Origin of the sequence: Nocardia callitridis (genome assembly GCF_039543305.1) — a bacterium.
Lineage (GTDB): Bacteria > Actinomycetota > Actinomycetes > Mycobacteriales > Mycobacteriaceae > Nocardia > Nocardia callitridis.
In genome coordinates this window covers 216,689-229,552 of the sequence record NZ_BAABJM010000003.1, presented here as the reverse complement: position 1 = coordinate 229,552, position 12,864 = coordinate 216,689, and the positions used below count along the sequence as shown (strand labels likewise).

The window sequence follows — 12,864 nt, the reverse complement described above, 5'->3', positions numbered from 1 at the left end:
TCGGACCCGCCCTCACCGCACCAGCGGTGTGAGCAGTGCCGCCAAAGCCGGATAGTCCGGGTCGACCTGGATCTTGCGTTCGCCCTCATCGAAATAAAGAGTCGGGCAGGTGAATTCGGCTTCCGACTGTGCGTCGATGAACTGGTCGGAGACCTTCCGATGAGTCTTGGATTCGTAGACGCGAACGTGGTAGCGCGGGCGATAGACCGGCAGGCTCGTTCCCCCGTCGAAGTCACAGCTACGACCGAGCGCCTGCTCGCTATCGCGGTCGACGCACGCGACGAGTTGGATATCGGCGATCTGCTTGTCGCGCTGCGCCGCCCGCAGCGGACCCTCCGATCCGGTGTCCTTGACGGGTTTTTCGGAGTACGTCGAATCCTTGTCGAGGAAGACGACCAGCCCATGAGGTGACGGCCCCGACCGGTAGTCGGCGGTGTTGGTCACCTTGCCGCCCACGTCGCAGACGATACCGCCGAGCTCGACACGTCGGTCGACGGTGGTGCCGAACACTCTCTTCCAGACGAACATCCCCCCGATCCCGATCGCCGCGATCACGAACAGGACAAGCAGAACACGCAAACGTGACATACGGACTCCCCCTAGAGATTGAACGCTCGAAAGCATAACCCGGAGAGAGGGATAGGCAACTCGACAGCGCAGCCCGTAGCCGTGCTCGATATTCCGCTGCGGGCGGCAGGCCCTGTCTTGGCCCCCGTGGACCGCTACTTACCGAGGAGACATCCCAGGGGACGAGCGGAGATACCACAAGGAGCTCGTTCACCGGACCCGACCGGCGGGACCGAAGAGATCGCCGAAAAAAATACCGGTCGTTGTCGAACACTGACCGATACTCCTTGCACCACAGCCGATTTCAACCGACTACAGCCGAGTCGCACACTGACCTAGAAACTCCCGTACCTCCGAAACGGAGGCGTGCCGACGAACCTGGTTGGCGAGGCTCCCGATGCGTCGACGCAGTCTCGTCGAGGAGAGGCCGCTCATCGCCGCCATGTTCGCGGCGAGCAATTCGCACGCTTGCGCGACGTCACCCGCATTGACCAAATTCTGTGCGAGATAGGTCCGCAATGCGGCGCGTTCCCTCGGCCATTCGACCGCCGCGTCTACTGCCGCTCGGAGGTTTTCGGTCGCCGCGCAGTGGTCGCCGATGCGCATCTGAGCCCAGCCGACACCACCCAGGAATTCAGCCTTCGGCAGGTGCACCCACTCCGGGTCATGTCCACGAGTCGACTCGTAGGCGCGATGAGCCCGACTGATCGCGGCCGTCATCATCTTGTGCTCGCCGCGTGCCGCGTGCGCCTCGGCTTCACGAATTGCCATCAGCGCACGCAATTTCGGGCCACCTTCACGCAGCGCCGCCTTCGACGCGGCCTGCGCGTATTGCACGGCCATCGCAGGAGCGGCCGGACTCGACTCATCTGAACCACACACCATGAGGAACGTCGCGTTTCCCAGCGCATGCGCCGCCGCTACTCCGTCACCAGCGGCATTCGCGGCATTCGCCGCATCCGCGTAATAACGACGTGCGGCATCGAAACGGCCGGAGTCGAAATGAACCCACCCGGTCGCCGTCATCATTTCGGCGCCAACGCTCATCAGCGACTGTCCCACCGATTCGGTATAGGTGCCGCTCTCGAGCAACAACTCAACAAGGCGAACCTGGTTGGCAGCGACCGTGCACAACCGGTCACCGCCTATGGCCAAGTCCAAGTCATGAATCTGCTGCACACTGTCGCTGATCGTCATCACATCGCTCACACCGACTTTCAGACCGAACCCGCCGCGCGACGCCTCAGCCCCCATCGCGGCTGCCCCCGCACCACCGACCGCCCCCACCCTCAAGAAGTTCCGACGGTCCACATCTGCCTCCCGATCCGACTCCACTACCAGTATGGCAAGCGGAACGTCCAGGGCGCGAGCAACAAGGCGGAGAACGCGCACATCATGCGACGCGGGACCGCCACGCTCCAACCCCGACACCGCAGGCTGCGAAAACCGAATCAACGCACCCAACTCCACCTGCGTCATGCCGATCGACTTCCGGATTCGCCGAATCACCGCACCCGTCGTCATATACACACCCACACCCCCGCTCGTCGGATACCGGAAACCTACCGCCGAAATGCCCGGGCCCAACCGGATATACGCCGATACACATATTCGAGACATCGACCCGAATCGGAGACGCGGTCACCCCTTTCCTCGTCTTAGTTTCAACAACAGGTGCCCGACACCGAGACGACGCCGATTCCCTCGCCACGGCGCACCGGCTCGCCGACGACGGCGGGTCGGTGGCGAAAGCCCTCGGTGTCGGGCACCACCGTTCACCAGAGAAAGGGCTCAGATGCGCACGGAATCCCTTGCCGTGTACCGACTCATCGCATTGTGTGACCCCTCGGCGCACCGCGCGCCTTCGGTTCCGTTCACGGTCGACCGAGCCCACGAGGTGATGCGCATTCACCTGGCTTGCCGCGCCCGCCGGTGCCCACGGAAAGCGGCGGCGCTACACACGCTCATCGACGGCGGACGCGTGGTGCCCAGTCGCCGACCTCGGTGACCTCTCGGTGTCCCCCGGCTGGCGCCACCTCTGCATCCACTCGGGCGCGCTACAGCTGCACTACCTCGCCCGCGCCGACCAGGCCGAGAGTGTGGCCGCGCATCTGCGGCGAAGCTCCCAGGAATTCGTCATCACCATCGACGACGAGATCCACGACGACCTTCCCGCGCTCCCGTGCGCGCGATTATGGGACGACTGTCCCAGTATTCAGCGAAATGGCTGATGCGGCCGGTGGCCATGCCCCGGCACCGAACCGTGTCGGTGCTGGTCGTGACGACCGGTACACCGTGACGATCACGCAGCGCCGCACATGCCGCGCTCACCGCACGTGCGGCACCCTCCCCCACTCGACTGGCATTGTGCCGGGCGCCGAGGCGTTTCGGTCGAAGGACGCCCGTGCCGATGGCCCTCACGTCATGGCCTGCGGCTTTGTTTACGCTCACGTCATGGATTTGCCGAACCGCTGGATCTGTATCGATGTGCTGGCCACCCAGCTGCACGGCGAGATCATCGTGCACTCCGTCGACACTGAGCGGGTCGCGCGGCCGTTGCGTCGCATCGCCAGAAAGAGCTGGTGTCGGTTCGATTTTCGCGGGGAGAATCTGTTCACCGAAGTCGCCACGGACGTGCTCCGCCGAGCCGAGCACGTCGATCACGTCGCGACCGAGGGCGGCTTCGAATGTCGAACGCATTGGATCGTCGCACCCGACTCGACCGCCGTCGGCCTGCTCATCTGGTTGGCACCCGCCCCGGTCACAGCGATGCCCGTGTTCAACGCGTGGGTTCTCGACCTGGAAACCATCACGACCCGCTCCAACGGCGACGGACTCGACCTCATCGGCGACGGTCGCCGCGCGGGCGAGGAGCGACCGCTGCGCGACCTGCTGACCGGCATCAATCCCGATGACACCGCGGGCTTTCTGAGCCTGTCCTACGACGCGCTCACCGCGCAGACCGGCACCCTCGCCGAATCCGTGTGGTCGATCAAACCCCACCGCGAATGGGTGCACTTCTGGTCGGCCGCCCGCGTGGGCGTCATCGACACCAGTCGCCGCACCGTGCACGGCCTCACCCTGCGGCTACCGCACCGCGAGCTCGACCTCAACCTGGGCCGACTGGTCGACATCGCCCAGGGCACCGTGCTGATCGTCGACGTCGACCGTCGGGCACCGCTGGCCACCGGGGGCATGCTCGCGCCGTTGAGCACCGCACAGATCGACACGATTCTCGACCAGATCGATTTCGCCCCCGTCGTCGCCGCACCGATGGACACCGCTGTCACCCAGATCACCTTCGCGGGCAGCACCTTTCGGGCGAGCTCGTTCGCGTTGCCCACCGTCCAGAATCGGCCCGTCCATCCGGCCGCCGTCGTGTTGACAGCGAGTCGGTGAACCGGGCGTGACCCGGCTCGGTGCGTGCGAGTCACCCGCTCGCGGCACGGCCCGACAACGAGCGGGTGCCGTGCCCGCGAACTTCTGACCGATTCGGCCTTTCCCGCGCCGTCTTACGCCATGACACGCTCGGCCAGCGGCCGAATACCTCGCCCCGGCTGGTGTCGCCGAGTGACCGCATGCACGCGGATCAGCGTGCTCCGCTGCGCTTCCCCGCAGCACGGAGCCGTCGGTTTTCCATGTTCACCACAGGTCGGACCTCTCCCCACGTCGCCCCCTGCGCGGCGTGAAGTCCCCTCCGGACCTCCCTCGAGTGATCCTCGTCGAACCGTTTCCTCCGCGATCATCCCCATGACGCTCGGCCGAAACGGTGTTCGCGCGCCGGTGGACCTCGAGCGGTCGCCCGCACCTCGGCGGCCCCGCAGCTGCGCAACCGCAGCGGATTCCGGCCCACCGCTGTCCCCGCGGCAGCCACGCGGATCACCGCCGCAGCGGGACGCGGGCCGTCCACAACGCCGTCGCCCCGATCACCTCCAGCTCGACCTCACCCCACGCCGCCGCCAGCGCCGTGCGCAGACCCGCCAGATCGTCCTCGGCATTGTGGAACCCGCCCGCGTCGTTGAACCAGCGCAATGTCCCCCGACTCAAACGCGTGTGCGGAACGTCTTTCGACAGCACGGTGCCACCGAAGAAAACACCGTCATCGGTTGTCGCGTCCGCGATATGGCGAAAGGCCTCGCCTTTCTCCGCCCAGGACCCGGGTACGCAATGCATCAACAGTGAGGCCGCCACCGAGGAGTACTGGCGATCGACGGGCAGTTCGCGCAGCACCGAGCCGAGATGCTTGGTGGGCTCCACCCCGCGTCGACGCAGCCGCTGCGTCGACCTCGCCAACGAATTTTCGTTCAGATCAACCAATCCGACGACCTGCGAGGAACTACCGGGAAAATTCACCCGACGCAACATCCAGCCGGTGCCGGGACCGATATCCAGGTGCGCGTTGGAAACATTCTTGTTGTACAACTTCAGCAAATTCCTTGTGGGACAACGCCACACCACAGAATTATTGAACCGAAGAACCCATAGATCGTAAATCGTCAGCATCAACCGCGTGTACGGTCGCGCCCCATCCAACTCGTCCTTGCCAACCCTTGAATCCACGCGGGGGGACACCACTTCTCAACGCACGCAGCATGAAGCCACCTCGAACAGAGGCTGCGCCCGGAATCAGGAGTCGGTCACCGACCGGGGCGTGCAGATCGTAGCAAGGTTCGTGCCAACGCTCATCCGCGCCGATTCGGCGCCCGGACTCACCGCCCCGTGCGCCAGCACGCCCAATGGTCGGCGATCCCACCGACACGTCCACCGAACAACCGACCGACCTCCCTGGCCTCCTCGACGCAGATCGATCCGATCGTCGAAAGCAACACCACCTGCACCAACCAGGCGTCCCCCGACTCCGAAGGCCCCAGGTTCGCGGCGAAAGCCGGACGCGCTCCGAGGTTTTCGAGCGCCGTCCACGCACCGCGCAACTGTTCGACCGTGGGACGCTCGTCGGCCCACCGCAGCGACGGCGCCGTGTCGACCACATCGTGCCAGGGAATAGGTGCGTGCAGCTCACAGCGCCACGGGCGACCGTCCCCGTCGTCCACGGTGGCGAAACCGTAGACCTCGGTATTGGTCGACCAGTTTCGCGGCGTCTCGGTGTAGGGCTCGACAAGCCGCCACAATTCGTCCGGCAGCTCCGGGCGCATCCGTTCGACGAACGTGCACAAGTCTTCCCGCGACAGTTCGGGACGAAGGTCGAGCCCGGTGAGCTGCGGGGTCATCGTGGTGATCTTCATGGTTATGCAGCGCTTCTTCCGTATCGCACCTGGCCCCTTGCCCGCGGCCGGGCGCCGAACATCAGCGCTACCAGAGCCTTCGGATCACAAGGTTGCTCAACGATGGTGACACAAGCCGACAGCCGAGGCGACCCGCGTCCACCGATTCGCCACGAACACCACCCGGCGCATGACACACCGCCGGGTTCGATCGGCCCGGCTCGGCAACGGATCGAGGTCGCGCACGAATGTGCGGGACGTCGCACCGCCAGGTCGCCGGGTTGCCCGATCTCGACGCGAGTGATGGAATCTGCCGACTGTGGAACCGATCGGCCTCGTGTCGCGTCGATATCAGGTGACAGGGTCATATCTCGGAGAAATGGGTGAGGAATGAACGACGCCGAACAGAGCGAGCTGCGTGCCCGCAACAACGCGTTGCGTGATCAAGTGGACTCGATGCTGTCGGCGTTCGACGAACAACGTCGCGAACTCACCGAGGCGCAGGGACAACTCGCGGCCGCCACCGGGGAAGCGTGGTCGTCGGACAATCTCGTCCGCGTGGTCTGCAATGTCGCGGGCATCCCGCTGGAGGTGCAACTGGACGAGGGTGCCTTCAAACGGTCGACCCCGCAGAAGCTCGGCCGATCCATCGCCGAGGCAGCGCAGGCCGCCGCCGCGATCGCGGCACGCAAGTCGGCGGAGCTCTTCGCTCCGGTCAACAACCTCGCCGACGAGATTCCCGACCTCTCCGACCTCATCCCCGGCGCGCCGAGCATCAAGGACTTGGTCGCCTCCCTCATTCCGGACGCCGCGACGCAGCCACCCGCACAACCGGATCCGCCGCACTTCGACGACGAAGACGAGGACGACTACTACCGCAACCGCTCCTACCTCGAGGACCGCCGCCGATGACCTCCTTGCACGCGGACACGAACGCGTTGCGCGCCACCCAACCTCGGTTCGCGGATGTCGCACGCAGGGTCACCGACATGGCGTCCACCTTGCGCGCCGCACTCGACGCCGAGGGCGAATGCTGGGGACACGACGAGACCGGGAAACACTTCGCCAGCGACTACGTCACGGCTCGAGACGAAGCCCTCCAGGGCACCGACGGCTTGGCGACCACCTTCGGCGGTCTCGCCGACAACGTGCGCACCATCGCGGACACGCTCGAAGCACAGGACCAAGCCCGCGCCGCCGCCACCAACGCGCTCGAGCCCTGATCCATGGGAATCGAGATCCCCGGTTCGCTCCAATGGGTGGCGAAGTGGGTTGTCGGGGCGGGCGATTGGCCCGAGGGTGACGAGACGGCGATGCGCCGGGCCGCCGACGCGTGGGAAGCCGCGGCGACCACCCTCAACGGCATCGATGATGCCGCGGAAGCGATCGTTCGCGATGCGCTCGACGCACTGAGCGCCGGGGCGACGCACGATTCGTTCGACGCGTACTGGAAAACGGTCGGCGGTCCCGAGGGCGGGCTCGAGCACCTCATCGAACGCCTGGAAAAACAGGCCACCAGTCTCGATGAGGGCGCCACCGACATCGAACACACCAAATACGTCATCATCGCGTCGCTGGTGATCTTCGCCGCCCAAATGGTGGCGGCCCTGGCAACGGCGGCCACCGGCATCGGCGCACCCGCCGCCGCGGCGGCGGAGGTCGCCGCCCGCGCCGCCACCCAGGTCGCCATACGCATGGCGATCCGCCAACTCGTCCAACGCATGATCGCCCGAATGACCGCCCGCGCCATCGCCCGTGCCGCGCTCAAAGGCGCGGCCTTCGGCCTCCTGCAATCCGGCGGCGTCGACCTCGGTGCCCGGCTCGTGCAGAAGGCCCAGGGCCACGACGAAGCCTTGAAAGCCGAAGACTGGAAAGAGATCGGACTCGGCTCCCTGGCAGGCACCGTCGGCGGCGCGGTCGGCGGCGGACTCGGCACCGGCGGCCTCGCCGCGGGCACCAGCGGCATCGGAAACCAAGCGGGCCGCTACGCCGCCGAGATCGGCACGATTCCGCCACAGGCGCCTTGGGCGGCGTCGCGGGCAGCGCCGCCACCGTTCCGCTGGGCGGCGAGTTCCACGTCGACGCCACCACCCTCACCTCCTCGGTCGCCGGGGCGGCCAGCACCAATTTCGGTCACGGCAACGAACCGGGAACCACCGACACCGGTAACAACACCAACGGTCAGGGAAACAACCCCCAGCCACCCAACGGCCCCTCCCCCGAACCCAATAGTCCCCCGGCACAACCCGACAACCAGCCGCCCCCGAACACCCCGCCGTCGCAGCCAGAAGGCAACCGGCCCACGACGCCACCCACACCGGGTTCCGAACAGCCGCAACAGACTTCGACAGCATCCGCGTCCACGGGTGACACCATCTCGCCACCCACCGGCGACACCTCCTCGGCCCCCACTCAACCTGCGAACACCGCACCACCGGGCGCAGCCGACACCCCACCACCCCCGAGCACCGAAACCTCCACCCCCGGCGACCCCGGCAACGGAAACAACCCGCCAACAGCACCCGCACCCGAAAGCACCACGCCCTCCGACGCAGCGGCGACCACCCCCGCGCCAACGCCAGAACCAGCCCCGACCCCACCGGCAGACACGGCGCCGCCACCCAGCACGGACCCACCCACCCAACCCACCGACACCACACCCCCGCCGAGCACCACCGATTCCGCACCGGCACCGAACACCGAAACCATCTCCACCCCCACTGATCCCGGTGTCGCAAACAACGGCCCGACATCACCCGAGCCCGCACAGCCCGCGAGCCCCGCACCCCCCGACACCGGAGCGGCGAACACCCCTACGCCCGAACCTGCACCGTCCCAACCTGCGCCGTCATCAAGCGTGGGGCCAACCTCGCCCACCGACTCCGGGCTACCAGTACAACCCGGGCACTCCGACACCGGAGCGGCGAACACCCCTGCGTCAGCCCCGGAACCGACACCAGCCCAACCCACAGGCACGGCACCGTCACAGAGCACTGGTGACACTCCATCCACATCGGTCCACGAAACCTCCTCGGCCCCTGTCGATCCCGGCACAGCGAACAACGCTCCGACGACACCCGAGCCCGCACAACCCGCGGACACCTCGTCGAATATCACGGACGCCGGGACGTCGAATTCCCCGACGCCGGCCCCGGGACCCGCCCACACCACGCCCTCGGTCACCGCGACCGATACCGCGACACCACCGCACGCCGCCACTAGCGATCCGAGCAACGCGAACAACCCCACGCCCAGCACCGATCCCGGACAACCTGGCGGCACCGACGCCGCACAACATCCGGCTGCGCCGGCCGACAACGCTGCCGGAAACCCCGCTGCGCCAACCCAACCCACAGACGCAGCACCACGATCGAACCCCCACACCCAGAACACTCATCCCGAGTCCGGTAACAACCCCACAACCAGTACGGAGACTGCTCCGACCCAGCAAACCGACGCTGGACCCAGCCGAGCTACCGACCCCGGCACTCAGCCAAACCCAACGAACGAAACCAACTCGGCCGAGACCGGCACCGGCAGCAACCCCACGGCACCACCCCCACGCACGCCTGAATCAGCGACGGCCCCTGCCCCCTCCCACAGCGGGCCGCGCCCCGAACCCAGCTCGGACACCTCACAATCCAGCGCTCCGTCGCGTCCTGCCGACAACCCGGCCACCCCGCCGTCGCAGCCACAATCCAGCCTCGACCTCCCACCCGTCGAATTGATCCGCCCGACACCACCACCGGCCGACACCGCCACACAACCGGACACCCCCACGGCGCCGCAAGAAACCAGCACCGCTTCCGCCGCAACCCCCTCGACACCACCGGTCCCTCCCGCCGCCCCTGGAATCGAAACAGCCCACCGCCCAATACCACCCACTCCCGACGCGGCAACACCTACGCCTGCGCCGACACCCGCGCCGACTGCCACGCGCCCCGAACCACCCACCACACCGAGACCCGAATCCTCGCGCACTGAGCACCCTGCTGGGTCACGCCCGGAACCCGCAGTCCGCCCAACACCATCGCGCCTGGAAACCACACCGCGCCCGACTGGCCCGGACTCCTCCGCGGCCCCGCACCGCCCGATTTCCGAACGACAAGCGCCCCCCGCGCACCCTGAAACACATTCGCGGCCCACTGAACCGAACCCCCGTTCGGACCGGGCTCCTGAACAGCCTCACGATTCGTCACGGCCACGTGACCTCGATCCTCCCGCCCGACGACCCGTCGAAAACAGTACGGACGCGCCCCGGCCCCACGACTCGTCGGACGACCACACACCAGAGCACACGACCCCTTCACCCGAGACCCCGACACCTGCTCGCCCACCACATCCGGTGGAGGAGCGCCCTTATTACGCCAACACCGAGTTCCACGATCCGAGCGCGGCAGCCGAATACGTCCACGCAAACCCTGCCCATCTGCAGGAAGTCCCTGGCATCCGCGAAAGGTCGACCGACGAGCACCCGGAAATAGCGAACCTCTCCGACGAGGAAATCGCCCTCATCCGGCACAACCAGCACTTGTCGCTGAACGAACACGTCAACCGCGCCACCCGCGACGGCGACACCCACGCACTCGAATCCCACGATGCCGCCATCCGCGGACTGGTCAGCGCCTACAACAGGCTGCCCGACTACCAGGGCACGGTACTGCGCGGAATTTCGATCACCGACCCGGCACAGTTGCAGAATTTCCTTGATTACTACACGGAAGAAAACATCGTAACGGACCGCGGTTTCGCGTCTTCCGACAAAGACGCTTCCGCTGGCGGAAATATCGAAATGATCATCGAGTCCCAGCACGGAAAAGACATCTCGTGGAGCAGCGGACAACAGCATGAGATAATTTTTCCACCAGGACATCAATTCCGTGTCGAATCAGTCAACTTTCAACCGGGCCGCACACCATTCGAAGATAAATACATCGTACAACTCACCGATTTAGGAAGGAGCCCTGATGTCCATCAGTCGGGAAGAAATGGAGCGGATAGCGCGGGAGCTTTGGGGACCCACAATGGGCTTCCAGAGGGACACCCCGGAGAGCCGAGCCGTAGTAGCGAAGCAAAAGGCGTACCTGAAAGAACTGGAGGAGAAGGGCCGCCGGCAGGCGACAGAGGAACAGACCGCGATCTGGCAGGCGTGGGGCGACTCGGAGGCGAAGAGGATCGAGCAGGAACGGGGCGAGACCCCGGAGTAGCCCCGGAACCCGTTGGCGCCCAACTCACACCGAGACCGGACTCGCCAGCACACCGTCCCGATGCCGAGTCCGACCGCCCCGGTTCCGAAACCAACCACCCTGATCCCGAGACCAACGCTGGCCTCGACGCCAACCGTCCCGGTCCCGACACCAACCACCCCACCATCGAGTCCGACCGCCCCGGTCCTGAGACCAACCACCCCGATGTCGAAGCCAACCGTCCCGCCCCGGAAACCACCAGGCCGACATCGGACGAGGCCCCGCCCATCGAGCCGACCAGATACCCCTGGGAACAGGTGGACCCGAACTACCAACAGTCGGCCCGACTGCCCGATTGGTACCCGCAACCCGAACGCACAAGCTCACCACCGTTCCCTGACTCGACGAACATCGCCCGAGCCCCGGAATCCCTCCCCCCACCAACCACCCACGCCCCCGAGTCCCTACCCCCACCCCGCACACCAGAGCCGACCCACACCCCCACCCAGCCAACCGGCCACCATCCCACCCCCGAAGGCTTCCCACCCCCACCGCTCCGGAACGCACCACGTGACCCAGCACCTCCAACCCACCCGGTCGCACCATCCCACTCCGTGCCACCGTCCCGCCCACACACCCCACCGCACCCCGGCACACCGCCACGAGCTCCCAGGGCTCCCACCGACCGCCACATAGATTCACCCAGCCGTACAACCGCACCTTTGCCAGGAACGGGAGCTCGCCCTCCGGGCACCGAGATGCATGCCGGAAGCCGACCCACCGCACCAAGCGCATCGATTCGGCCACACGGCCCGAACATCCACCGACACAGCCCAACCAACGAAAATGCGCCGGGGCATCATCCGTCAGGACCGGAACAATTCCCTCGCGACATACCGACCCGCCCTCCTGAACCCACACAGCACGATCACCAGACTCCACGGAGGTTTACGAATAACGCGGAGGGATACAATTATGGCGAGCAACAATTGGGGCCAATACGTGATGGTATGCCACGGCATGAATTCAACGAGGCGTATCAATACACTGTGAATTCATGGGTAAATGAATTTCTGAGACATGGCAACACGCCTGCCCTGATTCATACACTTTCCTCAAGCTACGGGAATTTCCGCATGCTATCTCAGCTTACTGGCAACAATCAAATGCCACGCCCCGAAACTCTCGCCTATTTGCTCCAACGTCGGGATATCACAACGGCCCAGCGGCAGACAATATTGGAAATTCTTGGCGATCAGAATCCCACCGATCGAATCATGAGCATGTGGTCGAATGCTCAGAAATACCATCTCATGTGGCAAGATTTTGGAGCTGCACCAACAGTAAGCCTCATCGAGACTCACATGACATCATTGAACCAGGCCGTCGGGCATCCCCTGCCCGAAGCAATCGAAGTAGTTCGCGGACTTGGTGATGTCGGGTTCATGACGGTCGATAACTTCGGAACACCGTTGGGCAATTCAGGGGATCCCCGAAACCTCCTCGGCACCGTGCAAACCGAGCAGGGCTACATGTCATCGAGTCTCGGTGCGACACCGCCTGCCAATTTTGACCGAGCCTATAGAATGGAACTGGAACTACCCCCGGGGACAACTGGAATCTGGATGGGGCACAGAAGCGCATATCCAGACCAGCGTGAACTCATTCTCCCGAGTGGTACACGGTATCAAGTGACTGCAGTAATTCCCAACCCACCAGGCGATCAGTACTCCAGAAATGGTGCTCCCGGCGGCCGAGTTCAATGGCTCATACGTGCGAGAGTCCTGCGACCAGAAGAGATTCCGGGGGCGTAAGGAAGGTGGTCTACTAGAATTTCAATTCAGACACCTACGAAAGGAATGATGTGTCAGATTTCTCCGGCGGTCCTC

At 65.2% G+C, this 12,864-nt stretch carries 13 protein-coding genes and 2 pseudogenes; 7 read left to right on the top strand and 8 right to left on the bottom strand.

The features are described 5' to 3' along the window. Positions 1-12 precede the first annotated feature (12 nt). From ABEA50_RS18715 to ABEA50_RS31005, 3 genes and pseudogenes are all read right to left on the bottom strand, one after another. Entirely contained in the window at positions 13-588 is a 576-nt protein-coding gene (locus ABEA50_RS18715; RefSeq protein WP_345496843.1) for a hypothetical protein, read from the bottom strand. A 291-nt stretch (positions 589-879) separates the two neighbouring features. Then, positions 880-1,764, bottom strand: a complete 885-nt coding sequence (locus ABEA50_RS18710) for a hypothetical protein (RefSeq protein ID WP_345496842.1) — start codon at positions 1,762-1,764, stop codon at positions 880-882. 156 nt (positions 1,765-1,920) lie between these two features. Beyond that, positions 1,921-2,091 (bottom strand): annotated as a pseudogene (locus ABEA50_RS31005) (helix-turn-helix domain-containing protein); the annotation flags it as partial. Between the two features lie 491 nt (positions 2,092-2,582). Between ABEA50_RS31005 and ABEA50_RS18705 the strand changes: the two are divergent. Together ABEA50_RS18705 and ABEA50_RS18700 are read left to right on the top strand one after the other, a co-directional pair. Continuing rightward, positions 2,583-2,798 carry a hypothetical protein gene (locus ABEA50_RS18705; RefSeq protein ID WP_345496841.1) on the top strand — a complete coding sequence of 72 codons (216 nt, stop codon included), beginning with the start codon at positions 2,583-2,585 and terminating at the stop codon, positions 2,796-2,798. Between the two features lie 223 nt (positions 2,799-3,021). Then, positions 3,022-3,966 carry a hypothetical protein gene (locus tag ABEA50_RS18700; RefSeq protein ID WP_345496840.1) on the top strand — a complete coding sequence of 315 codons (945 nt, stop codon included), beginning with the start codon at positions 3,022-3,024 and terminating at the stop codon, positions 3,964-3,966. Between the two features lie 480 nt (positions 3,967-4,446). Here the strand turns inward: ABEA50_RS18700 and ABEA50_RS18695 are convergent, their stop codons facing one another. Together ABEA50_RS18695 and ABEA50_RS18690 are read right to left on the bottom strand one after the other, a co-directional pair. Continuing rightward, positions 4,447-4,989, bottom strand: a complete 543-nt coding sequence (locus ABEA50_RS18695) for a class I SAM-dependent methyltransferase (protein ID WP_345496839.1) — start codon at positions 4,987-4,989, stop codon at positions 4,447-4,449. A gap of 287 nt (positions 4,990-5,276) precedes the next feature. Beyond that, positions 5,277-5,810, bottom strand: coding sequence for a hypothetical protein (locus ABEA50_RS18690; RefSeq protein ID WP_345496838.1), 534 nt, complete (start codon positions 5,808-5,810; stop codon positions 5,277-5,279). A 369-nt stretch (positions 5,811-6,179) separates the two neighbouring features. Here ABEA50_RS18690 and ABEA50_RS18685 point away from each other — a divergent pair, with 369 nt between their 5' ends. The 3 genes and pseudogenes from ABEA50_RS18685 to ABEA50_RS31090 form a co-directional block, all read left to right on the top strand. After that, positions 6,180-6,701 (top strand): YbaB/EbfC family nucleoid-associated protein, encoded by a 522-nt coding sequence (locus ABEA50_RS18685; RefSeq protein ID WP_345496837.1) that lies wholly within the window; start codon positions 6,180-6,182, stop codon positions 6,699-6,701. Next, positions 6,698-7,012, top strand: a complete 315-nt coding sequence (locus ABEA50_RS31095) for a WXG100 family type VII secretion target (RefSeq protein ID WP_459077165.1) — start codon at positions 6,698-6,700, stop codon at positions 7,010-7,012. The genes ABEA50_RS18685 and ABEA50_RS31095 overlap by 4 nt, the downstream gene beginning before the upstream one ends. A 3-nt stretch (positions 7,013-7,015) precedes the next feature. After that, positions 7,016-7,411, top strand: a pseudogene (locus ABEA50_RS31090) (WXG100-like domain-containing protein); the annotation flags it as partial. Positions 7,412-7,773: 362 nt separating this feature from the next. Here the strand turns inward: ABEA50_RS31090 and ABEA50_RS18675 are convergent. The 3 genes from ABEA50_RS18675 to ABEA50_RS18665 form a co-directional block, all read right to left on the bottom strand. Beyond that, on the bottom strand, positions 7,774-7,926 hold the full coding sequence (locus ABEA50_RS18675) for a hypothetical protein (RefSeq protein ID WP_345496835.1): 153 nt from the start codon (positions 7,924-7,926) through the stop codon (positions 7,774-7,776). 275 nt (positions 7,927-8,201) lie between these two features. After that, on the bottom strand, positions 8,202-8,498 hold the full coding sequence (locus ABEA50_RS18670; RefSeq protein WP_345496834.1) for a hypothetical protein: 297 nt from the start codon (positions 8,496-8,498) through the stop codon (positions 8,202-8,204). Between the two features lie 1,597 nt (positions 8,499-10,095). Further along, entirely contained in the window at positions 10,096-10,638 is a 543-nt protein-coding gene (locus ABEA50_RS18665; protein WP_345496833.1) for a hypothetical protein, read from the bottom strand. Positions 10,639-10,756: 118 nt separating this feature from the next. On the opposite strand from ABEA50_RS18665, the gene ABEA50_RS18660 reads away from it, so the two are divergent. Both ABEA50_RS18660 and ABEA50_RS18655 read left to right on the top strand, forming a co-directional pair. After that, on the top strand, positions 10,757-10,996 hold the full coding sequence (locus ABEA50_RS18660; RefSeq protein ID WP_345496832.1) for a hypothetical protein: 240 nt from the start codon (positions 10,757-10,759) through the stop codon (positions 10,994-10,996). Positions 10,997-12,024: 1,028 nt separating this feature from the next. Further along, on the top strand, positions 12,025-12,789 hold the full coding sequence (locus tag ABEA50_RS18655) for an ADP-ribosyltransferase (protein ID WP_345496831.1): 765 nt from the start codon (positions 12,025-12,027) through the stop codon (positions 12,787-12,789). The last annotated feature ends 75 nt before the right edge of the window (positions 12,790-12,864 follow it).

Bases quoted from the DNA above. Each gene is read 5' to 3' on its own strand.
- ABEA50_RS18715 (WP_345496843.1), bottom strand. From the start codon at position 588: ATGTCACGTTTGCGTGTTCTGCTTGTCCTGTTCGTGATCGCGGCGATC.
- ABEA50_RS18710 (WP_345496842.1), bottom strand. From the start codon at position 1,764: ATGACGATCAGCGACAGTGTGCAGCAGATTCATGACTTGGACTTGGCC.
- ABEA50_RS18700 (WP_345496840.1), top strand. From the start codon at position 3,022: ATGGATTTGCCGAACCGCTGGATCTGTATCGATGTGCTGGCCACCCAG.
- ABEA50_RS18690 (WP_345496838.1), bottom strand. From the start codon at position 5,810: ATGAAGATCACCACGATGACCCCGCAGCTCACCGGGCTCGACCTTCGT.
- ABEA50_RS18685 (WP_345496837.1), top strand. From the start codon at position 6,180: ATGAACGACGCCGAACAGAGCGAGCTGCGTGCCCGCAACAACGCGTTG.
- ABEA50_RS31095 (WP_459077165.1), top strand. From the start codon at position 6,698: ATGACCTCCTTGCACGCGGACACGAACGCGTTGCGCGCCACCCAACCT.
- ABEA50_RS18670 (WP_345496834.1), bottom strand. From the start codon at position 8,498: ATGGTTTCGGTGTTCGGTGCCGGTGCGGAATCGGTGGTGCTCGGCGGG.
- ABEA50_RS18665 (WP_345496833.1), bottom strand. From the start codon at position 10,638: ATGCTGTTGTCCGCTGCTCCACGAGATGTCTTTTCCGTGCTGGGACTC.
- ABEA50_RS18660 (WP_345496832.1), top strand. From the start codon at position 10,757: ATGTCCATCAGTCGGGAAGAAATGGAGCGGATAGCGCGGGAGCTTTGG.